Origin of the sequence: Arenibacter certesii DSM 19833, from assembly GCF_000429545.1 — a bacterium.
Lineage (GTDB): Bacteria > Bacteroidota > Bacteroidia > Flavobacteriales > Flavobacteriaceae > Arenibacter > Arenibacter certesii.
Map to the genome: position 1 here is coordinate 25569 of NZ_AUCB01000037.1, position 22978 is coordinate 48546.

The following is a 22978-nucleotide window of genomic DNA, read 5'->3' on the forward strand; positions in this document are numbered from 1 at the left end:
CCCATTTTTAGCTTTTCTCTAAGGTGATTAAACACCGTCTATTGTTAAAAACAAAAAAGCTAGGATTTCTAAGAGATCCTAGCTTTTTTTATAATGCATTCTTTTTGTCGTTATTTGGGATCTAATATTTGCTCTATTCTTGTTATTGCATCTTGTAAGTGATATCTGCTCATGGCATCAGAGGTTCTGGAAATAGCGTTCTTAATATCCTGTCTTAGGATATTTAATTCCGCTTTGGCTATTGATCGTATATCGGACTGACTGGTATGTATCGCGGTAGATTTCTGATAGCCTCCCATATCGGATTTTTTCCCTTCGCTTTCCGCAACCATCAAATAGGCTAGCCGGTCTATATGCGCTTTTTGTAAATTTCTTCTATAGATGTCTATAGTTTTACCATTTCTAATTTCGGACCAGATTCCGTTCCTAAGGTCGTTCATCATACTGATTAGGCTATAGGCTTCTTTGCCGTTAATAGCTTCATTTTCAATTAGCCTGGCCATTTTTCCCAAGCTTAAGATATTATTCAAGGTTCTTTCCTGTATGTTTCTTATGCGTTCTACAGATCCCGAGTATTCTATTTTATTGAAAATGTTCTGATCAATAAGCCAATCAGGCGTCTTAAAGAGTTGGTCTTGAATAAAAGCCATACAGTTTTGTTGATGGTTCTTGTCTACAGGAGAATATACTGGGCCTTCCTGATCATACGTCTTTTGGTGTTCATAAACTCCACCTATATTATTACTTACATGGCCCATATACCTGTTGAATTGTCCAACAACTTGTCCGTACATAATATTTAGGTCCTTGTAATCTTTACCGTCTTCTGCTGTCCATTCTAGAAGTCTTGGAACTATCAATTTTAGATTATTTATTCCATAAGTGCTTGCTTTAATAGCATCATCTCCTAGGTCCTCGGTTTGTGAACTAGGATCTACTACATCACCTACTTGTTGATGTCCAAAACGATATAATGGATCTCCTGCATGCTTTAAGATCCAGCTATCCAATATATCTTTCTCTTCAATTTCCGTTTTATCTAGAATTGGGCGGTAGCCCCAATTAATGGCATACTTATCATAAATACCGATGTTGGGCATTAAAGCAACGTCTTTATCCCCTGGCTGTGCCACATAATTAAATCTGGCGTAATCCATAATGGAGGGTGCCGTGCCGAATTCTTTGGTGAAAGTTGCAGATCGTAATGAGTCAACTGGATAAGCTGCACTACTTCCCATATTATGGGGCAATCCTAAGGTGTGACCAACTTCATGAGAGGATACAAAACGGATTAAACGGCCCATTACTTCATCCTTAAAGGCAACGCCCCTAGCATCTGGATTTATGGCAGCGGTCTGTACAAAATACCAGTTTCTAAGTAAAGACATGACATTGTGGTACCAGTTAATATCTGATTCTAATATTTCACCCGTTCTAGGGTCGCTAACATGGGGGCCGTTGGCATTTGGTATTGGAGAGGCCAAATAGCGAACTACAGAATACCTTACATCTTCGGGAGACCAATCTGGGTCTTCCTCAATACTTGGTGGGTCTTTCGCCAAAATGGCATTTTTAAAACCTGCCGCCTCAAAAGCTACTTGCCAATCTTCAATTCCTTGTTTAATAAAAGGAACCCATTGTTTTGGGGTAGCTCTGTCCACATAATAAACAATTGGTTTCTTTGGTTCTACCAGTTCACCTCTCTTAAACTTTTCAATATCCTCGTCTTTAACCTCTAATCTCCAGCGATCTAAAAACGCTATTCGTTTGCTTTCATGTACGTCAAGGCCATAATCTATCTGGCTGCTTGTAAACCAGCCTACACGAGGATCAAAATTTCGCCGTTTCATAGGCTCTTCAGGTAGAAGAACCATAGAGTTGTTAATTTCAATAGAGATAGATCCAACTGTAGCATTAGATGGAGGATTGACTGCAGCATACGTCTTTACATGCCTTGCCTCTATATTTAAAGGGAAGCTTCTAAGAGATTCAATATAACTTCTAGAGTCTTCTAGACGGGATACTTTATATTGCTTACGGTAATATTCTGGCATCCCCAAGGCATTCACATCTTTCTCGAATAGTTCATTTACCTGAATAACGGTAGCTAATTTGGTAGAATCTTTTTTGTTTATAGCTTTTATATCGAAAGCATATAGAACCGGTTCAAAATTGGAGTTCACTACCGCTTCATAAATTGGTAGGGAATCCGACGCCACTACATCATGACTAACCACTCTAAGCAGCACCTTTTCATCCTTTTTTTCCCATCTCAGGACTTTGGTATTGATTTTACCTCCCCCAAAACCTATTCCACTAGCAGTTTTGGAAATCCTGCTTACCATTAGCATTTCTTTCGTGAACAAACTGTCCGGAATTTCATAGTAGTATTTACTATCTACCTTATGAACATCAAAAAGGCCCTTATCCGTAATGGCCTCCTTGGTAATTATCTTTTCGTAGGGCTCAATGCCTCCTTTTTTTTGATTTTCCCCTTCTTTGGATTGTTCGGTCTTTTTAGATTTCTTTTTAAAAATTTGGGCTTCAGTTGTTGTGATAAAGCCCAATAACAAAAATGCGAAAAGCATTTTTGGGAGTTGATTTTTAAACATGTGTGAATTGTTTTATAAGTGCTATTTCAATTTTATCAAAGAACTGAATTAAATTTAAATTGTGGAAGTGTGAGTGAGGTATTCAAAAATCTGCAGGAAAAGGATTTAATAGGTGTGAAAAATTTAAATATGGTCCTATCACTTGATGAATAGTGAGTTTAAGATTCGTTTTTGTCATGAAAATGATAGTGATTCTATTTTGGGAATGGCTTTTCTTATTTAGAATTAGATCGCACATAAAAATTATTTCACTTTGGAGTTGTCATATCTGAAAAAATGCGGAGGGTTGATTCTGTGCGTGTAATTTTATATACAAGGATTTGTCTCCAGAATAGGTGTCTTAAAATAATATTTATTTTTGGGGGTGTTAATTATCCTCAATTGAAAAATTATTCTTTGACCCTTTAGCAGTTTTTAATAAAGTAAAGGGAGTATAAATTGAAATACAAGTGTTAACAATACTACTGAAATAAGGTTGAGGATAATACCTACCCTTGCCATTTGATAGACTTTAATATGGCCACTGGCAAAAACAATAGCATTGGGCGGAGTGGCCATGGGAAGCATAAAGGCGCAGCTACTGGCTATGGTAACAGGTATCAGTAGGTACAGGATTGGGATCCCTAATCCTATTGCTATACCAGCAACTACAGGTGCTAGTACGGCAATCAAAGCTACATTGCTCATTAGTTCGGTCATAAATAGTATTAAGAAAAGTAATAAGGTAACCGTAAGGAGTACTCCAATCTCACTGTTAGCAATCATTGTTGCAACCATATCTACAATACCGCTTACGGACATCCCTTGTGCGAGTGCCAATCCACCGCCAAAAAGAATGAGTATACCCCATGCGAGTTTTTCCGTGTCGGTCCAACCAATTATAAAGTCACCCTTTTTAATGTTAAATGGGATAGCGAATAGGGCTATGGCGGCCATCATACTTATAATTGTGTCGGATAAGGCTAACGAAGGGAATATTTCATTTATTAAAGCTCTAAAGATCCAAAGGAAGACGGTTATTGCGAATATAACAAGAACCATTTTTTCCTTACCGCTCATTGGACCTAGTTTTTTTAGTTCCTCGTCAATAACTTGTTTGGAAGCGGTAAATTTTAATTGTTTGTTAGGAAACATCCACTTTACCAATACCCAATAGATGATAGCTATCATAACGATTGAAAATGGTAATCCAATCATCATCCATTTTAAAAATGAGATCTCTATATTATATTCGTTTTCCAACAAACCGATTAGAATTGAATTTGGGGGAGTGCCTATAACCGTAGCAATACCTCCAGCATTGGCAGAAAAAGCAATTCCCAGCATAACGTTCAATGCAAAATTTCGATCGTCTTTGGTAAAACCGTCAGTGTCATGGATCAATAATCGGATAACGGACATGGCTATGGGAAGCATTACAACAGTACTGGCGGTGTTACTTATCCACATGCTCAAAGACGCAGTTGCGATCATAAACCCTAGAATTACTTTGTTGGGAGTGGTTCCTGTAATCCGTATAATATTAAGGGCTATACGTTTATGAAGGTTTACTTTCTCTAAGGCCAAGGCCAAGACAAATCCTCCGAAAAAGAGAAAAATAATGGGACTGCCATAATTAGCACCTACCTCCGCAATAGGCATTACCTTTAGCAAGGGGAATAGAATTAGGGGAAAAAGTGCGGTAACTGAAATAGAAACTGCTTCACTGATCCACCAAATGACCATCCAAACTGCAACAGCAATTACCGCATCGCCCTTTTCGGATACCATTACTGAAGGTAAATTAATTAGGATAAAAAAGAGTAAGGGACCTAGAATTAATCCCAGTTTTTTAGTAATATCCATACAGTGATTTGTGGACTTCTAAGCTAAACTATTTTTTAATGTTTTAAAAATGAAAAATTATACAACTCTTCACCTAAGTTGGTAAACATTGAATTCTATATGCTCCATTTGGTGTCCTTTAATAAGTTATTGTATCGGTGGCAATTTGGGGAAGTTGATAGTTTCCATAATCAATATTTAAGTCATTGTGAAACTCCACGCTTTGGGATTTGGGTTGTTTAACTTGAGTGTTAAAAAGAAATAGGTTTTTTAATTGTTTAAAAGAAGTAATAGCAGGGAGGTATTCCTCTTTAAATTGAGTGTGGGTTAGGTTAAGGGACCTTAAGTGCTCCAAAGAGGCTAGTTTTTCAATATTTTTACCGGTTATAACGGTATGGCTCAAATTTAGGGTTGCCAGATGGGGAAATTTCGTTAGATGCTCAAAAATGGCATCGGATACTTCTGTATTCCCTAGATCTAGGTATACTATTTGTTGTTTTGCGGACTTGAGCAAATCTATATCAACGTCGGAGAAAGTAGGTTTATTAATACAGGAGACTCGGATTAAATTACTGGTTTCACTGATTGGTTCTATATGGAAACCTTGTTTTCTTATCGCAATAATAGTATCCGCAGGGATTGCATCTACCGTAACATCAGGATAGTTAGTAGTGTTCACTTTAGGAAAGAATGCGGCAAACAGTGGTTTCTGAAGTTCTAGTTCTCCTATGGTTTTATCAAATGATGAACCGGTTTCTATCCATGCCTTAATCACTGCTATTTCTTCCTTGGACAATTGTGTCTTTTCTTTTGGGGGCATATGGTCCTCATGATCTAATGGTAGGATGAGTCGTGCATAAATAGGACTGTTTAAAATGTCTTTAGGTATAATGACATCCCCATTTTCACCCCCTTTTATAAGTCCTTCAGCATTATGCAATTGTAAATCTCCTTTACTTTTTTTTGGGTTGTGACAACTTAAACATTTATTGTTTAAAACAGGCTGTATCACATCGTTATATAAATGCGTCTCCTCCCAAGTGGCTTCTTCAAGTAGGGGCATTTTGTATGATTTATCAATTCCCAAAGCGGTTTTTATACTTAATGGCAAGGGGTCCAAGAGGTAATCTGATCCGTGTGTAATGCTACCACCGAGATGACCAGTTATTGAGATTAAGAATAATAATAAAAAGGAAAATAGAATTTTAGGTATGCGCTTTAAAAATTCCACTTGGGAAGTTTCTTTGATTCTAAAATACATTAGCACAGAAAATAGGGCAGTGGCCACTCCCACCCATAAATGAAATTTCACGGTATCAAAAGAGTACCCTTCTCCTATATAGAGGAGATATCCACTTATACACGCAATCGTTGCTGCTATGAAGCCCCATAGGAAAATTTTGGCAATTACTACTTCTAATTGGTTTTCCTTGCGGTCTATCCATTGAAGTAGCAAAGCAGTAATAATAAAACCAATTGGTAAATGTACGACTACTGGATGCAAGCGCCCTATGAGCTGTTGAATAACTTCCATACGTTATTGGCTCAATTTTAGACGTTCTTTTATCGCTTCCATCATAAATACATTCGCTTTCCATTGGTCGGACAAGGGAAGTCTAGTATAGGGCAATGTAGGCATGTAATCTGCAGGGCCAAACTCTGTAGTTACTGTAAATATTCCCTTATGCTCTTTCCAGCCTTTTTTGATAATGGCCTCCCATATGTCTAGATGTTTTTCCAACGCATTTGTCCATTCGGGTGCGGTGGGGTCGTTCACCTGAGGTCCTTGGGCATGACCAATACGGGCGTGGATGTGATGCGTCCGATCAATTACCGGTGCAAGCAGATTTTCTTTTCCCTGTAGCAGGGATTCGTGAACCACCATCCAATGACTTACATCCAAGGTAAGTTTTAATTCGGGATTTTGTGTTAGGTATTTATTGGTTTCTGGTAGGCTATAGCTAAATCGGCCTCTGTGAGTCTCATGATAAACGGGAATGTTATATTTTGTGCTCAGGGAATTTGCGGCTTCTATAAATGCGTGGTTTTCCTCATAAGTATAAAAATCGCTGCCGGTATGGCAATTGACTAAAATAGGATTCCATTTCAGAATTTCTTCTAAGTTATTTTTATAGTCCTCCAAACTTTCTTTAAACGGTAATCCTTTATTGGTGCCATGTAAAAAAATCAGTTTAAGCCCGTGTTTTGCGATTGCCTCTTTTAAACTGGTTTGTGACTCACGTTTAGATGGACGCCAAACTTCTATGCCATCGTAGCCCGCATCTTTTACCCGTTCACAAAAGGCATCATAATTTAACTGATTGCCCCAATCTGTTTGAAAAAACAATACTTTTTCCTGGGCAAGGGAAATTGATATGCTACTAAAAAGGAGAATTATAAAGGTCTTAATGGAATTCATAGTAATATTTACGGTTGGTTAGGAAAGGATTTCATGGATTACTTGACCTTCTACATCGGTAAGTCGGAATGGTCTACCCTGAAACTCATAGGTAAATTGCTCATGGTCAAATCCCAATAGATGGAGAATTGTAGCATGTACGTCGTGAACGGAAACTTGTCCCTCTAGCGCAGAAAACCCTATTTCATCTGTAAGTCCCCAACTGGCTCCTTTTTTTATACCGCCTCCTGCCATCCACATGGTAAATGCATCGCCATGATGGTCCCGACCTAAATAGGCCATTTTTTGACCTTCCCTATTTTCTAACATTGGCGTTCGTCCAAACTCGCCTCCCCATACCACAAGGGTTTCTTCTAATAACCCTCTTTGTTTTAAATCTAAAAGAAGGGCAGACATAGGACGGTCTATTTCCGTACACTTATTTCTAAGACCAAGATCAATAGAAGTTTCGTGTCCTGTTCCATGGCTGTCCCAGCCCCAATCGAACAATTGAACGAACCGTACTCCGTCTTCCACTAGTTTCCTTGCTAGGAGACAGTTATTGGCAAAAGACTCCTTCCCTGGTTCTACTCCGTACATTTCCCTGATATACTCTGGCTCATCGTTGATATTCATTACTTCTGGAACGGCAGTCTGCATTCTATAAGCCATTTCGTACTGATTGATACGGGCTAAAATTTCCGGATCGGCATATTCATTAAATTCAGCTTTGTTTATTTTATTTATAGCATCTATGGTGCTCTTTTTTAAATTTCTACTGATGCCTTTCGGATCTTCGATATACAGTACTGGGTCTCCTTTGGAACGACATTGTACTCCTTGGTATACCGATGGTAAAAATCCGCTTCCCCATACACTCTTCCCCGCATCCGGGGTTTTTCCGCCCGAAGTAAGTACTACAAAACCTGGAAGGTTCTGATTTTCCGATCCCAATCCGTAGGTTACCCATGATCCAATGCTAGGTCTTCCTAATCGCGGGCCACCGGTATGCATAAACAGTTGAGCGGGACCATGGTTAAACTGATCTGTATTTACGGCTTTAAGAAAAGCTACTTCATCTACTACTTTGGAGAAATGGGGCAGAAAGTTGGAAACCCAATTTCCCGATTCTCCGTATTGTTTAAATTCGGCTTGTGGCCCTAGCAGTTTAGGTGTTCCCCTAATAAATGCGAACTTTTTTCCTTCCAAGAGGGATTGCGGGGTAGCCTGTCCATCTAGTTTATGGAGGGTTGGTTTATAATCAAACATTTCCAATTGCGATGGAGCGCCAGCCATGTGCAGGTAAATAACAGACTTTACTTTTGCGGGAAATGGAGGAGGCATGGAGGCCAAAGGGTTTATATCCCTCTCTGTAAGCGCTATTTTCCCATTTTTACTATTGCCTAGGAAGGGATTACAGCCCATAAACATGGAGCCTAAGGCTAATCCGCCCATCCCAGCAACACATTCCTTAATGAAATGTCTACGGGTTTTTGCCTGAATCTCCCTGTTTATTTGTTCTTTTATAAGTCGGTCTAAACTATTCATCGCTACGATTTTGTTAAGAATTCGTCCAAATTCATAATGGATGTGGCTACTACGGTCAGTGCAGCTAATTTTGCATCCCCATTCTCATCATTAGGTATAAACTCTTTTATATTGTTCGGGTTTTTTATGAAATCGGATAGGGAGTTATCGTACAGCTCTTTTAAAATCATAAGCTTTTCATTATCGATATCTACCAGTACCGCTTTACTATAGCCTTTTCTAATGCCCATTTCTACTTCCTTACTCTGTTCCATATACTTTGCCAAATAAAAGGCCGTTTCCAAATATACGGGATCGTTAAGAGTTACCAATGCTTGCAGTGGGGTATTGGTTACCGTTCTCCTTACCGTAGATACCTCCCTGCTGCCAGCATCAAATGTTAGAAAGGAAGGATAGGGGCTGGTTCTTTTTAGATAGGTATATAAACCTCTCCTGTATTTATCTTCGCCTTTGCTTTCTACCCAATTACCTCCATTATAAACAGTTTGCCAAATGCCATCGGGTTGTGGGGGCATTACACTGGGGCCATACATTTTGTTGCTCAAGAGTCCAGAAACCGAAAGGGCTTGATCTCTAATCTGCTCTGCGCTTAGGCGTATTCTAGGACCTCTGGCATAAAGTGTGTTGTTCGGATCTAAATTGAATAGTTGTGCATTACTCTTGGAGCTTTGTTGGTAGGTGCCAGACATAACAATGTCCTTAACCAATGCTTTAATGCTCCATTGATGCTCGTTCATAAATCTTAGGGCCAGCCAATCCAATAGTTCGGGGTGGGAAGGGGGATCGGATTGTGAGCCCATATCCTCTAATGTTGCCACAATACCTCTCCCATAAAGTTGATGCCAAACACGATTAACTACGGTGCGTGCGGTAAGCGGATTATCCTTGCTGACCAACCATTTAGAGAGTCCCAGTCTGTTTTTTGGCCATGCCTCATTCCATTTATTGAGACTTTGTGGAGTAGCCGGTTCAACAGTATCTGTTTTCATAAGCCAGTTGCCACGTTCAAATACCTGAGTGGTTCTTTTTTGATAGTCAGGGTTTTCTATTACAATTGGTAAAGTGGGTACATGGGAATTTATTAGAGCCATAAAGTTATCCTCTATTTGTGCTTGTGCCTCATTAGCAGAGGTGATTTCAGGTAGAAATGCAAACCAGGTGATATAGCTAGTAGGGCTGGTAGAGGGAATTTTGTCATTGTGTGCCTCTATATATAGGTTTATTTTCCCATCCACCTTTTTAAAGGGGAATTTTTGTATTACCCTTCCCCTTGTTTTATTAATAGTAAATTGGGATAGAATTTCACCTTCGGAATTATCTTGGCGAATGGTCATTTTGGTGCCATCTATACCAGAGGAATACCTTAAGTAAATGAAATTGGAATTTTGTGTAAAAACATCATCAAGGTAGCAGGAGCCATTGTCACGCAAGGCTAGCCATTTGGTATCGGCCAAATTCCCATTTGTGTAATTGTATGCCAAATGGGCATGGTAAACAGGTTCTAGGTATTTTAGGAATTTGTTATAGGAGGTGGCGACCTCCTTATTGTTGTTTTTGGAAATCCATTCATAAATCTTGTCGATTTCCACTTTTTGATTTTCATTATAAAACCTTAGGTTAGGCTCATCTTCCGATGTGTCCTCATCCCTAGAATTGTTGAAAAATGCCATTAGATTATAGTACTCCCGTTGTTTAAACGGATCATAGGTGTGGGAGTGACATTGTACACAGCCAATAGTAGTACTTTGCCATACTTCAAAGGTGGTATTCACCCTATCTATTACTGAAGCTACCCTAAATTCCTCATCTTCCGTTCCTCCTTCATCATTGCTCATAGTATTTCTATGAAAGGCGGTAGCGATCAATTGATCTTCGGAGGGGTCTGGTAATAAATCTCCAGCCAATTGCTCTATTGTAAATTGGTCAAAGGGCATATCTTCATTGAAAGCCTTAATTACCCAATCACGATATTTCCACATGGTTCTCCCCATATCTTTTTCGTAACCCTTTGTGTCGGCATATCTGGCGTGGTCCAACCACCAACTAGCCCATTTTTCACCATAAGATGTATCGGCCAGTAAATTATCTACCAATTGTTCGTAGGTAATTTTTCCTGAGTTATAATCCTCATATAAACCGGAGTCCGGAGGAAGTCCCGTAATGTCTAGTGCTAGCCGTCTTGTTAAAACACTGGAATCTGCAGGTGGACTAGGTTCCAGCCCGTTTTGATTTAATTTTTTTAAAACAAAATAATCAATATTGTTTTTTATAAAACCATCTGGTCCATAACTCGCCATTCCGGCGGATTGGGTGCTAGTAGGTACTTCTACCTCTTTAGGTAAGGTATACGCCCAATGTTCACCCCATTTGGCACCTTGGTCTACCCATTTGGTCAGTAATTCAATTTCTTCCTTAGATAATTTGGGCTTTTGGTAGGGCATTCGGAGTTCCGGGTCGTCCTCATGTAAACGTTGGATCAGAGGACTCTTTGCGGCATTGCCTGGAATTATTGCTGGAGAACCTGATTCGGTATTAGCAAAAGCTTCTTCTTCAAACAATAAACTAAAATCACCGTTTTTCTTAACACCTCCATGACAGGTGATGCAGTTCTTATTTAGGATGGGTTTTATCTGAGTGCTAAAATCTATAGTGTCTTCAGGTTTAAAGATGTTCCACATAAATAGTCCTAGCAGAATAAATCCTGAAATAAAAATAAGTATGTATAGTTTGTTTTTCAAGTTGTTTATGTTTGCCGTTAATCTAACTATAAAGTATAGAAGAGAACTAAATTGATGTCTCCTGCAAATTATCCTTATTACTATATTGATTCTGAGTAATTAGTGTAACAATGATAGGGATAAAATAACCTATTTACTTCTATCAAAATTACAAATCATGATACAATTTTGCGTTTAACCAGGGTGTTGCTGTTCCGTTATGTACAAATGCCCTTGGTTGAAATGACCATTTTATGGTACTTATAAATATAGGGAATTAAACGGCTACTCTATATGCGCTAAACGCTTAGAATGAAAAGTACTAGATTTAAAATATAGAATTTGCCAAACACAATATAGGAAAATAGGTTGGCTGGTTTTATAATTTGGCGATTAGATGAGGTATAAGCCTGCATTAGATTGACACTATAATGTAAAGTGTAAAAAAGATAAAAGGGCCGAAATTTGATTCCCGACCCTTAATAGTATAACACAAATCTATTGTGTGTTAAAGTAAATAAAATAAAACTTACTTCTTTAAAACTACCATTTTTGAAGTACCGTCTGTAGTAACCTTAATTAGTTCGTGCTTAGAAAGAGCTTTTATGGATTTATCCCATTTCTTGCCGCTTAATCCTGCTTTTTCCTTTAGATCCTCCAGGTTCATGGAGCCAGAAGGTTTTAGTAGAGCAAGGATTTCTTTTTCTTCATCGGTTAAATCCACCTCTTTTCTTTCGGGGCGCATTTGAGGGAAAAACAAGACTTCTTGTATAGAAGCATTGTTGGTCATCAACATTACCAAGCGGTCTATTCCAATACCAATACCACTTGTTGGGGGCATTCCATACTCCAAAGACCTGATAAAATCCTGATCTATAAACATAGCCTCATCATCTCCTTTTTCCGAGAGTTGTAGTTGGTCTTCAAATCTTTCTCGCTGATCAATAGGGTCGTTCAACTCGGAATACGCATTTGCTAACTCCTTCCCGTTTACCATCAATTCAAAGCGTTCTGTTAAGGCCGGATTGCTTCGGTGTTCTTTGGTAAGCGGACTCATCTCTTTTGGGTAGTCCGTAATAAAGGTTGGTTGTATATAGTGATGTTCACATTTTTCACCAAAAATTTCATCTATCAATTTTCCGACTCCCATGGTATCGTCTACCTCTAGATTTAATTTTTTGGCAACCTCCCTAAGCTCCTTCTCGTCCATGCCAGCAACATCATAGCCGGTATGTGTTTTAATGGCTTCCAAAATAGGAATTCTAGGATATGGAGCTTTGAATTCAATTTCGTTTTTACCTACTAAAACTTTTGATGTACCATTAGAATCTACTGCTACCTTTTCCAATAGCGTTTCTGTCATGTCCATCATCCAGTTATAATCCTTATAGGCCACATAAAGTTCCATAACCGTAAATTCAGGATTATGAGTTCGGTCCATGCCTTCGTTCCTAAAATCCTTCGCAAATTCATAAACCCCATCAAAACCACCAACGATCAATCTTTTTAGATATAGCTCATTAGCTACCCTTAAATATAAGGGGATGTTAAGCGCATTGTGGTGAGTTACAAAGGGACGGGCCGCAGCACCACCTGGAATAGGCTGTAGAATAGGGGTTTCTACTTCCAAATAACCTGCATCGTTAAAAAATTGACGTATGCTGTTGGTAATCTTGGTGCGCTTTATAAAGTTTTTCTTTACCTCAGGGTTTACAATTAGGTCTACATAACGCTGACGGTAACGTAACTCTGGATCATTAAATTGGTCGTGTACCTTGCCATCTGGGTCTACCTTTGGAAGGGGTAATGGACGCAGGGATTTGCTGAGAAGGGTAAATTTCTTTACCATAACTGTTTTCTCTCCTACCTGGGTAGTGAAAAGGGTTCCTTCTACACCAATGATATCCCCAATATCTAAGAGTTTTTTATACACCTCATTGTACAAGGTCTTATCTTCTCCGGGACAAATTTCATCCCGGTTAAAATAAACTTGGATCCTTCCTTCACTATCCTGTAATTCGGCAAAGGAGGCTTTCCCCTGTATCCTTCGGGACATTAGCCTTCCGGAAATAATCACCTCTTTGTCTTCTTCATAATTTTCCTTGATGGTCTTGGACATGCTGTTTACAGGGTAAAGCGCCGCAGGGTATGGGTCTATTCCCATTTCCCGTAACTTGCCAAGTTTTTCTCTTCTGATTACTTCTTGTTCCGAAAGTTGCATACAATAATGATTAAGGCTGCAAATATAGCTACTCTCGCTTAATCTATCAATTTGTATATAGCATTGTTATATCCCCGTTCGTATTTTCCCCAACTTGTTGTAACAAAAACTTCTTATTTTCGTCTTTTTAGTACATCAATCAAAATCAAAAATAAATGGGCTGTTTTAGAGTATTATTGGCCATAATCTTCCCACCCTTGTCGGTAATAGACAAAGGTTGCGGATCTATTATAATTGTTTTTTTACTTACTTTATGTGGATGGGTCCCCGGTGTGGTTGCTGCTTTGATCATACTTAACAATCCTAATTAGGTCATTAATTTAGGTGGAGTTTGTATCTTTGCAGTATGAATAAAAAGATTCTCCTTAAAGATTTAGGAAATAGAGATTATAAGGAAACCTGGGACTATCAGGAAGAGCTATTCAAATCTATTATTGACCTAAAAATAAAGAATAGAAGGGAAGAGGCCGGACAGGAAACACCTAACCATTTTTTGTTTGTGGAACACCCCCATGTATATACCTTGGGGAAAAGTGGAGACATGAGTAATCTATTAGTAGATGAAGCCTATTTGGCAGAGAAACAAGCTACTTTTTATAAGATAAACAGAGGTGGGGATATAACTTATCATGGACCAGGTCAGATTGTAGGTTATCCTATTTTAGATCTGGATAATTTTTTTACCGACATTCATAAATATCTACGACTTTTGGAGGATATGATTATTCTTACCTTGGCAGAATATGGCATAAAGGGAGAACGATCTAAAGGTGAGACAGGGGTCTGGATCGATGTTGGAACGCCCTTTGTTAGGAAAATATGTGCCATGGGAGTGCGAGCAAGTCGTTGGGTGACCATGCATGGTTTTGCTTTAAACGTAAATACAGAGCTAGGTTATTTTGACCTGATGATTCCATGTGGGATAAAGGGCAAGGCGGTAACTTCCTTAAATGTGGAATTGGGCGTGAAGGAGGTGGATACGGATGAAGTGAAGAAAAAATTATTAAAACATTTTTCTGCCCTCTTTGAAGCTGAATTCCAACTCGCTTATAATAAGGTATAATAAAAGTAAAAACCGAGATCATGTCCCGGTTTTTACTTTTATTATATTTTGAGTGTTATCTGTTATACTTGGTCAGTTCCATATGGCTGCTTAAATTACCATTCTTATTATACATTTCTTGTTTAACCATTCCTATACCTTCTGCAAGCCATATCTTTGAAGTCATGTTTTGCTTGATACCCATGGTCTCAGAAACGTTGTTTTCAGTTAGGACATAACAGTCAAATGTTCCAGCAGGGGTAGTAACACTTTCTTTTTTTTCTACCTTTCTATTCGTCTGATCTACCTTCATGGTCATATTCATACCAGTCATCTTTATGTTTACGGTTACATTGGCATCTTTTAATTCTTGGCCTACACTTAGGCTATTGGGGATGTCAATATCAGTACCAGAAATATCCATTTCCATTCCCATATCAGTGTATTGTTTCATCATTTGGGAGGGCACCAGGGAATTGTAGTCTATTTTAACGCCATCTCCCGTACAACTGAATTTAAAATCGGAAACCATAACTTCCTTGCCCTTTTTGTCGGTAAATTTCATATTCATAGTTGCTGTGGTAGTCCCTCCAGAGTTCGATACGTCTTTAACATAGTAATCGGTAGTGCCATCGGGCTTACCTTTTCTATCGCTCATGGTGTATTGAAAGCTTACCCCTTCTTCCATGGGATAGAATTTACTGCAATTGTTCTGAGAAAAGCCTAAAGAGGTTATTACAACGGAAAACAATACGATGATATTTCTTTTTTTCATAATTTCAAATATTAGGTTTATTGTAAAATCTATACTAAAGTGCTATTAAAGTTGGAATTGCATTCGCTGGCTGTTTGATTAAAATTTCACAAACTCCACTCTTCTGTTTTGTGCTTTGCCAGCGGCAGAGCTATTATCCCCTACGGGTTCGGCTTCGCCCTTGCCGTCAATCTGCAACCGACTTTCCGATATTGCGAAATCGTTGCTCAGGGCCTGCCTTACAGAAGCGGCTCTTTTCTTAGATAGTTCAAGATTAGTAACATCGCTACCGTCTGCATCGGTATGGCCTACAATCCGTACATTTATTCCCGATTCTTGCTGCAGGGCATCGGCAACTTTTTTTAAGGTGCCATAAGATTCGGGTTTAATCCTATCAGATCCGGAATCGAATAAAATCCCTGTTGTTGAAAATTTCCCTTCCTTTAGTAATTTGCTACGAAGGTCCTCGCCGCCTTCTGCCACTTTTATATTTGTTATAAAAATAGGTTGTTCCTTGTTTTCGCTATTTACATTATGTAAGATAAACTTAGCGTCTTTAATTAGACCTGATCCAATAAACCGTGGAAGGTCTACCAATTTGCGTTCGTTCATCCACATACGATATCGCGTACCATTAACAGCTACAGCCACATGAGAAAGTTGTAGTACCTCATTGCGCACGTCTTTCATAACAGAGTTCCTAATAGTATTTTCATTGTTAATGCGATTATTTACGTAAATCCCCGCATCCGTATGTTGCGCTAGGGGAATTCCCATTTCTGCGTAATTGGCGCCATAGTTAAAAGAATTGTTATCGTCTAAAAGTAGTGTTAACCGAGAGTTTATACTTGTATTCCTATCGAGTCCGGAGGTAATCATATCAAATTCAATAGTGAAGTCGTTAGGTAATGTTCCTGGGAGCTCAGGAATAAAAGTAGTACTATGCGATAATTTTAACCATTTATCGGGACTGTCGTTAAAGGTAACGACCTCACCAGAACCATTGGTGTTCCATTTGGCAGGAAAATCGCCCACATTATCCACTGAGAAATCGTCGTACAATAAAACTCTATCCCCAGCAACAAAATCATAATTGGTATAGAACTTTAGTGTTTTGGAGCCTTCATTAACCTCATTGGTTGTAGGGTTTGCCTCTTCCGGAGTATTAGTATTTGGAGAATTTTTTTCTTCCTGCTTTATTGGTGGATTGGTCCGAGGGTTAGGAGTATTGGCTCCAGGCTCAAGCATTTCGTCTAAGGCCTCATCTGTTTTCTTACTGACCTCCCTGTCTACTCGCCGTTCGACAGTCCGCTCTGCGGCTTTTTCAGTTATTTTTCCTAGTTTTTTTAAAAATTGGGCATTGGTTACATTCGTAAAGCAAAAAAATAGTAAGAAGCAAAGTGTTGCTTTTGGTAGGATTATCCTAAGTTTCATATTTCAAATTTTATGATTAATCTAATTAATAATGCCTGGCATCATATTCCTTTAAAAATAAGGCGATTAGAATGATTTATGTATACAGACTGTATGTAATGCACGATTTATTGTACTAGTGGTAAATAATTTTGGATAGTCCGTTTCCTATGGCATTTTAAGGTAGGAAATACCTTGATGTCCCTGCCATTTTTGTGTCTTGGAAAGGTCAGAGGATATAGCTATTTTTTAGAGAAGTATGAAGTTTTAAAAAATAGCCTAGAGCATATACTTGGTTGATATCGGGACGAATTATTTTGCTTTGGTCAGATAAAGAAAGCTAAAGCAAACAGCAGGTACTTTTGATTGGCTAAAAAGCCAATCCATTTATTATCGTGAAAGAGCTTAACATTGGGTATTCTCGGTTTATGTACCCGCCTAAAAGGATGAAACAAGTTGGCGGAAGCCTAAATATGAGACGGTTTTAACAGTGATAATTCTGAAATAAAGTGTTGGGTTAGGTGATTTTACTCCAACCCAACGCTGGTTTAATTAATTCTATAAACAATAATAGAGTTATTCTGGTCTTTGGCAACCAATTCTAATTTATGATCGTTGTCCATATCACTAAGATCTATTAGCGAACTACCTGGTACGGGAAAGTCGGAAATGGGTTTTGCCTGACTGTCGAACAAATAAATTTTTTGATTCTGAATATCGGTTACGCTAACATATATTTTGTCATTCAGGTAAAATATTCTGGGCTTGGAATACATTCCTAGCTCTAGTTCTACCTTCTTTCCTCTAATAGATAATTCATTATCGTTCATAATGACCAAGGTATTGCTAGTAGCATCCACACCGTGATCGGGTAATAGATTGAGGTTGGCCGAACTCATTTTGCCTTTCTCATCTATCTGATACAATCGGCCTTCGGTATCGGTTAAGGTAAACTTGTTTTTGTGGAGTTGTATCTCATTATCGGAAAATGTTATTGTTTCTTTTACCGGGACCCGTGTATCGCCTGTTCTAGATAGTATTCTTATTTTACCTCCCTCTTCTTTAAAAACTAGATAATCTTTTCTGCCTACCCTGAAATGTTTTGCGCTACCTAAAATGGGCTGGTCGGCCTTTTTAAATTTAAAACCGGACACTGACTTTCCTAGTCTATTATACATGTACACCTTGCTACCTTGAGATATAACAAATCGATAATCTCTTTTTCGTTCATAATCAAACACAGCTAAGGGATTTAGGATTTCTCCATCATAGGAAAATGAGAATGGGGAAACCACATTTCCATTTCTGTCTAATATCAAAAATTGCTTTTCTGTAGTAAATGCTAGCTGAAATCGACCGTTTTTATAGAGATCTACCTGTTCTATGCGTCCTTGTATCCTCCCATCTAGTTGCTTTTTCCACAATATTTTCCCTTCTGTAGAAATTAGATATAGCTTGTTTTCTTGATCTTGAACCACTATTTCATCTTTGTTGGTGTGGTGGTTTTTCACGAATTGTGGGATTGTGGCCACTTCGCTTTCCAAAGTTAGTGTAAATAGGGGGGTGGTTTTGTTTAAGGAAGTTTCGTGAGCAATTTTTTGGAACAAAATATTAGTATGATGAAAATTGTCTTCTGCTACCATTTGGGCGGCAAAAGAATATTCGGATAGCTCCTTGGTCTTAACTTCTTTAGCAATTTCGTTCGAGAAATAGTGGTTTAAATAATATTCCATTCCGTTGGCATTGGCAACAAATAGAATAGATGATTCATCTGCCAATTGTTCTTTAGCGGTCCTATATGTCGCTGTTTTGTCAAAAGTGGCTTCATTTTTATAGTTTGCGATAATAGTTTTTAGGCTTTCAGCAGTACTGGAAAACACAAAAGCATTCTCTATAATAGTATGGAAATTGGCATTGTAATTTTTTATAAGGGGATCAAAGTATAAGTTTAAAAAGTTACCTTTAGTTAACGCAATTATTTCATGGCCTTGATATTCCTCTGAGCTTGTTTTTACCCCATCTAAAAATTTGTGGATCTTTTCTGACCCATTGGTATACAATACAATGGATAGGTCTCCCTTTAAACGGATAAGACCTATTTCCTCAACAGCATCAAAAGTGTTGTCGATTAATATAGATCTATCCAAATGCTTTTTTTGATTACGGGCAAAGGCATTATAATTGTCAAAAGTATATGATAATATCGCTTCCGAAGCCATAGGAGCTAGGTTGGGTGTCTTATTTACTAGTGCGTGGGTGTTCTTAAACAGGTCACTTACCTTTGGAATGGTATCGTTTACCGTATTTATTCCATTTAGTTTTATGTGATCTTTATTGGATTTAAAGTCTAAGTATACCCATTCGGTAAATTTTGAAATATCCAAATTTATTCCTTCTGCCAAAATGCTGGAAAGTAGGGAAGTGCTTTTCTTAGTATTTATAAAAATATTGGCACTGCTTTGCGTGTTGGTAACCGCATTTAGTTTGGCTAACGATGAGTCTATAACCAAGCTCTTTTTATTTCGCAGCAAATTTTCCAGTAGCATTTTGGCCGAACTAATAATTATTTTATCATTGATTTTAATTGAAAAGAAGGTGTTTCCTTCTAAAATATATTTCTCAATGGTTTTCCCCTCATAAGTGAGTTGTTCTACCTTTTTGTCGGTAACTTCCTCCAAGTTAAAAAGCTCATCGGAATAATGTGCCACAAACAGGACTTCAAAATTTCCTTTGCCTAATTCTACAAAGGCAAGAATACTCTCCATTTCGGTCTGTAGGTAATCCAATGGTTGTACCTTATTTACAATGGAAGTGTAAGTTTTGGTAGCGGAAAAGGATTTTAATAGGTCGCTATCTCCTAAATCACTGGAAAAAGCGGTTTTATCATTTATCGTAATAATTACCGCACTGTTTTGGGGAACATACGTTAACAGGGGAGAAGTAGTGTTGTTCTCCTTGGCACATCCAATAAAAAGTAATAAGGATACAATGGCTAATTTAAATTTCATAGAAAGAACTTTGCGCAAAAATAGGATTTTTAAACATCTAGATTTATTGGGTCGGATAATAGTCGGAATGATTTTCTGTGGTATTTCGTAATTCCATACCTTTTAATGGCTTCCCTATGTTCTCTTGTGGGGTAACCTTTGTTCTTTTTCCAATTATACATGGGGAATTCCAAATGTAATTCTTCCATATATCGGTCCCTTGCCGTTTTTGCTAAAACCGATGCTGCTGCAATACTCTGGTATTTGGCATCTCCCTTAACGATACAAGTAAAGGGAATATTCCTATATGGCTTAAACCTATTGCCGTCTACGATTATAAATTCCGGGGGTAAGTGTAATTGATCCAATGCTTTGTGCATGGCCAAAAAAGAGGCGTTTAAAATATTTATATCATCAATCTCACCCGGAAAAATATGTGCAATGCCATAGCTCACAGCGCTAATTTCTATAGTAGGCCTAATGAGATCTCTTTTCTTTTCCGACAACAGTTTGGAATCGTTTAATATTTTATTGGTGTAATTAGGGGGTAATATTACTGCAGCTGCAGTAACCGGCCCAGCAAGACATCCTCTTCCGGCTTCATCGGTGCCCGCTTCTATAGAGGTAGTATAATACGGTTGTAGCATTTATGGGTTTTATTCAATTACGTAAGTGGAAATCTGTAATTAAGCCATGGCTTATCTATTCAAACTTTAACCTATTTGGGTTTAATTGCTTTATCTCCAATGCCAAATATAAAAATTAAAAAAAAGGATTTATAACTTAAGATGAAACCTGCAGTTTTTAACTGCGGGTTTTATATTTTCTATACCTTTGAAATCGGCTGATAAGGTTAAAAAGTAATTTAGGGTTCGTGATCTTTAAATCAAGAATGACAATCTTTAATTCAGTAGCTAAGGTATTGTTTTTCTGTTTTTTGAAGTTTAGTATTTCGTTAAGGACAAAAAAATTAACTTTGTCGGCGTAAGTTTATAGAATGAAACATGTATTGGCGCTTTTATTAGTGTTTTTTGGTCAAGCCCTTTGGGCTCAAGAAGATTCAATTCCTTCCGAAAGGAAAATTGATGTCCCTGCCGTTGGTGGTATGAATAGAAAGATCCCTTCTAAGCGTGCTGGAGGGGGCAAAGTGCAAGAAATAACGATTAAAGATTATAAGATAATCAATTATCAAAGGGATACTACTTTTTTGGATACCACCATATCAATTCAAAAAGAGTATAAATACAATTTTTTACGACGAGATAATTTCGAGCTTATGCCCTTTGCCAATGTAGGGCAACCTTATAATAAGTTAGGGGTAGATTTAGATGCCAAAGATATTTACCCCCGACTAGGGGCCAATGCCAAACATTTTAATTATTTGGAGGCAAGGGAAGTAGATTATTACAATGTGGCTACTCCTATGTCAGACCTAATGTTCAAGACAACCTTTGAGCAGGGCCAGTTGTTAGATGCTTTGCTAACCTTTAATACTTCTAGAAGGCTTAATTTTTCTATAGGTTATAAAGGATTTAAGTCGTTGGGAAAATATCAATACAGTCAGGCAGAGGCAGGAAGTTTTAAAGCGACTACCAATTACGTTACACAGAATGGACGGTATAATATAAGAGCGCATATTGCCGCTCAAAACCAGGAGACTGAAGAAAATGGCGGATTAGCCAATAAAGAATTACAATTTGAATCTAATGATCCCGAGTTTAGAGATCGGTCAAGGATAGACGTATTGTTTTCTAACGCCAATAATAGGCTTTTAGGGAAGCGATATTTTTTGGATCATCAATATGTATTGTTCGGTAAGCAATCAGATTCTGGAAAAGTAAAGACTACCGCGCTTACTATTGGACACCAGTTTAATTATGAGACAAAATACTATCATTACCAGCAAACTTCGGAAAACGCCTATTTCGGGGATGCGTTTACCGCTGTTATTGGAGACAAGGCGCATTTAAAGACCATGAATAATCAGCTCAGTGCCCAGTTTTCAAATAAGACTCTAGGGGTGCTCACGGGGCATTTGGATCTTTATCAGTACAATTATTTTTTTAATACGGTGCTACAAACGGATACCCAGTTGATACAGAGTCAGCTAAAGGGGGATGAAATAGCTATTGGCGCGAAATATGTAAAAAAGATAGGAGGATTCCAATTGAATGGGTTGTTACGATCCAATATCTCTGGAGATCTTTCTGGTACTATGTTGGATGCCTTTGCTAGTTATCGCATTAATGAAAACCATGCTCTTAAGTTTTCAGTTCATTCTTCTTTTAAGATGCCTGATTTTAATTACTTGTTATACCAAAGTGATTATCGCAATTACAACTGGCAACATACATCAGACTTTAAGAAGGTAGGTAACAATGGGTTTCAGTTCGATTTAGATTCCAAGTTTTGGGGTAATCTCATGGCTAAGTACACTACCTTAACCAACTATACCTATTTTGCATCAGATCCGTCGGAAACCATAGTCCAAGGTAGGGAGCAGGCTTTTATTAAGCCGTTTCAAGAGTCGGGGACTATTGATCTTGTTAAGTTAAAATACGAAAAGGAGTTTAAGTGGAAAGGGTTTGCGCTTAATAATACGATTATGTATCAAAATGTGTCGCAACCCAATGCAGTTTTAAATCTGCCCGATTTTGTGACCAGGAACACCCTGTACTACTCCAATTATGGATTTAAAAAAGCCTTGTACTTTCAGACGGGGGTGACACTCAAGTATTTTACGGAATACACTATGGATGCCTATAACCCGGTATTGGGGGAATTCTATTCGCAGGACAACGAGAAGTTGGGTGGTTTCCCCATGCTAGATTTCTTTATTAATGCCCGTATCCAGCAGACTAGGGTGTTCTTAAAAGCGGAACACTTCAATTCTTTGTTTTCGGATAATAAGTTTTACGCAGCACCAAACTATCCATATAGGGATTTTGTAATCCGTTTTGGATTGGTTTGGAACTTCTTTTCTTAATTCAGAATTAGGCTGTTATTCATTTGGGCGTTCCCTTCCTTCGTTAGGTCGCGCTCTTCGTTATATCCCTTGCGTTGGTGCGGGGATGCCACTGCGATCGCTAACGCGGCCTGTTGAGTTTTTTTTACTCCAAAATGGATGCATCATACTGCTCCTTACTATATATAGGATAGGTTATATCGAAATGCGCCTATTCCTTATTGTATCTACATCGATATAGGTCTGTTGCTCCGATTAGAGAAAAGTCGTGCCTTGTTGGTGTGTTGAGGTTGACCATGGTCATCGATTTTATGTTGAGTAACCAAATCTCACTGCTCAATTCTGCTATCTCAATACTAACATCTCACTACTCACTACTCACTACTATATATAATATGAATAGCTCTTTTTTTTATAGAGTTGGAAAGGGCTTATCTTTTTAATAATGTGTTGAGGTTTCTCGCGGCCTGTGTCTCTTTATCTCACTACTCACTACT

Annotated in this window: 14 protein-coding genes; 3 read left to right on the forward strand and 11 right to left on the reverse strand. The window is 38.2% G+C overall.

The features are described 5' to 3' along the window. Positions 1 to 110: 110 nt before the first annotated feature. The 7 genes from G466_RS0115885 to lysS form a co-directional block, all read right to left on the reverse strand. Positions 111 to 2612: a zinc-dependent metalloprotease gene (locus G466_RS0115885; RefSeq protein ID WP_026814542.1), complete on the reverse strand. Its 2502-nt coding sequence runs from the start codon at positions 2610 to 2612 to the stop codon at positions 111 to 113. Positions 2613 to 3026: 414 nt separating this feature from the next. Then, positions 3027 to 4457: an SLC13 family permease gene (locus tag G466_RS0115890; protein WP_026814543.1), complete on the reverse strand. Its 1431-nt coding sequence runs from the start codon at positions 4455 to 4457 to the stop codon at positions 3027 to 3029. A gap of 118 nt (positions 4458 to 4575) precedes the next feature. Then, entirely contained in the window at positions 4576 to 5970 is a 1395-nt protein-coding gene (locus G466_RS0115895; protein ID WP_026814544.1) for a c-type cytochrome domain-containing protein, read from the reverse strand. Between the two features lie 3 nt (positions 5971 to 5973). Beyond that, positions 5974 to 6855, reverse strand: coding sequence for a sugar phosphate isomerase/epimerase family protein (locus G466_RS0115900; protein WP_026814545.1), 882 nt, complete (start codon positions 6853 to 6855; stop codon positions 5974 to 5976). An 18-nt stretch (positions 6856 to 6873) separates the two neighbouring features. After that, entirely contained in the window at positions 6874 to 8382 is a 1509-nt protein-coding gene (locus G466_RS0115905) for a DUF1501 domain-containing protein (protein ID WP_026814546.1), read from the reverse strand. A gap of 2 nt (positions 8383 to 8384) precedes the next feature. Continuing rightward, positions 8385 to 11120 carry a PSD1 and planctomycete cytochrome C domain-containing protein gene (locus G466_RS0115910; protein ID WP_026814547.1) on the reverse strand — a complete coding sequence of 912 codons (2736 nt, stop codon included), beginning with the start codon at positions 11118 to 11120 and terminating at the stop codon, positions 8385 to 8387. A 508-nt stretch (positions 11121 to 11628) separates the two neighbouring features. Next, complete coding sequence (gene lysS, locus G466_RS0115915) at positions 11629 to 13320, reverse strand: lysine--tRNA ligase (RefSeq protein WP_026814548.1); 1692 nt, start codon at positions 13318 to 13320, stop codon at positions 11629 to 11631. A 155-nt stretch (positions 13321 to 13475) separates the two neighbouring features. On the opposite strand from lysS, the gene G466_RS23575 reads away from it, so the two are divergent. Then, positions 13476 to 13631 carry a YqaE/Pmp3 family membrane protein gene (locus G466_RS23575; protein ID WP_084418889.1) on the forward strand — a complete coding sequence of 52 codons (156 nt, stop codon included), beginning with the start codon at positions 13476 to 13478 and terminating at the stop codon, positions 13629 to 13631. 35 nt (positions 13632 to 13666) lie between these two features. Further along, positions 13667 to 14383, forward strand: coding sequence for a lipoyl(octanoyl) transferase LipB (gene lipB, locus G466_RS0115925; RefSeq protein ID WP_026814549.1), 717 nt, complete (start codon positions 13667 to 13669; stop codon positions 14381 to 14383). 55 nt (positions 14384 to 14438) lie between these two features. On the opposite strand, the gene G466_RS0115930 is transcribed toward lipB, so the two are convergent. From G466_RS0115930 to G466_RS0115945, 4 genes are all read right to left on the reverse strand, one after another. Continuing rightward, on the reverse strand, positions 14439 to 15137 hold the full coding sequence (locus G466_RS0115930; protein WP_026814550.1) for a TapB family protein: 699 nt from the start codon (positions 15135 to 15137) through the stop codon (positions 14439 to 14441). Between the two features lie 78 nt (positions 15138 to 15215). Continuing rightward, positions 15216 to 16550: an OmpA family protein gene (locus G466_RS0115935; protein WP_026814551.1), complete on the reverse strand. Its 1335-nt coding sequence runs from the start codon at positions 16548 to 16550 to the stop codon at positions 15216 to 15218. A gap of 527 nt (positions 16551 to 17077) precedes the next feature. Continuing rightward, positions 17078 to 19537, reverse strand: coding sequence for a hypothetical protein (locus G466_RS0115940; RefSeq protein ID WP_026814552.1), 2460 nt, complete (start codon positions 19535 to 19537; stop codon positions 17078 to 17080). 29 nt (positions 19538 to 19566) lie between these two features. Next, a complete protein-coding gene (locus tag G466_RS0115945) occupies positions 19567 to 20163 on the reverse strand; it encodes a ribonuclease HII (protein WP_026814553.1) in 597 nt (198 codons plus the stop codon). Positions 20164 to 20513: 350 nt separating this feature from the next. On the opposite strand from G466_RS0115945, the gene G466_RS0115950 reads away from it, so the two are divergent. Further along, positions 20514 to 22502, forward strand: a complete 1989-nt coding sequence (locus G466_RS0115950; RefSeq protein ID WP_026814554.1) for a putative porin — start codon at positions 20514 to 20516, stop codon at positions 22500 to 22502. Positions 22503 to 22978 lie beyond the last annotated feature (476 nt).

Bases quoted from the DNA above. Each gene is read 5' to 3' on its own strand.
- G466_RS0115905 (WP_026814546.1), bottom strand. From the start codon at position 8,382: ATGAATAGTTTAGACCGACTTATAAAAGAACAAATAAACAGGGAGATT.
- G466_RS0115950 (WP_026814554.1), top strand. From the start codon at position 20,514: ATGAAACATGTATTGGCGCTTTTATTAGTGTTTTTTGGTCAAGCCCTT.
- G466_RS0115890 (WP_026814543.1), bottom strand. From the start codon at position 4,457: ATGGATATTACTAAAAAACTGGGATTAATTCTAGGTCCCTTACTCTTT.
- G466_RS0115945 (WP_026814553.1), bottom strand. From the start codon at position 20,163: ATGCTACAACCGTATTATACTACCTCTATAGAAGCGGGCACCGATGAA.
- G466_RS0115940 (WP_026814552.1), bottom strand. From the start codon at position 19,537: ATGAAATTTAAATTAGCCATTGTATCCTTATTACTTTTTATTGGATGT.
- G466_RS0115900 (WP_026814545.1), bottom strand. From the start codon at position 6,855: ATGAATTCCATTAAGACCTTTATAATTCTCCTTTTTAGTAGCATATCA.
- lysS (WP_026814548.1), bottom strand. From the start codon at position 13,320: ATGCAACTTTCGGAACAAGAAGTAATCAGAAGAGAAAAACTTGGCAAG.
- G466_RS0115935 (WP_026814551.1), bottom strand. From the start codon at position 16,550: ATGAAACTTAGGATAATCCTACCAAAAGCAACACTTTGCTTCTTACTA.
- G466_RS0115930 (WP_026814550.1), bottom strand. From the start codon at position 15,137: ATGAAAAAAAGAAATATCATCGTATTGTTTTCCGTTGTAATAACCTCT.
- G466_RS23575 (WP_084418889.1), top strand. From the start codon at position 13,476: ATGGGCTGTTTTAGAGTATTATTGGCCATAATCTTCCCACCCTTGTCG.
- lipB (WP_026814549.1), top strand. From the start codon at position 13,667: ATGAATAAAAAGATTCTCCTTAAAGATTTAGGAAATAGAGATTATAAG.
- G466_RS0115885 (WP_026814542.1), bottom strand. From the start codon at position 2,612: ATGTTTAAAAATCAACTCCCAAAAATGCTTTTCGCATTTTTGTTATTG.
- G466_RS0115895 (WP_026814544.1), bottom strand. From the start codon at position 5,970: ATGGAAGTTATTCAACAGCTCATAGGGCGCTTGCATCCAGTAGTCGTA.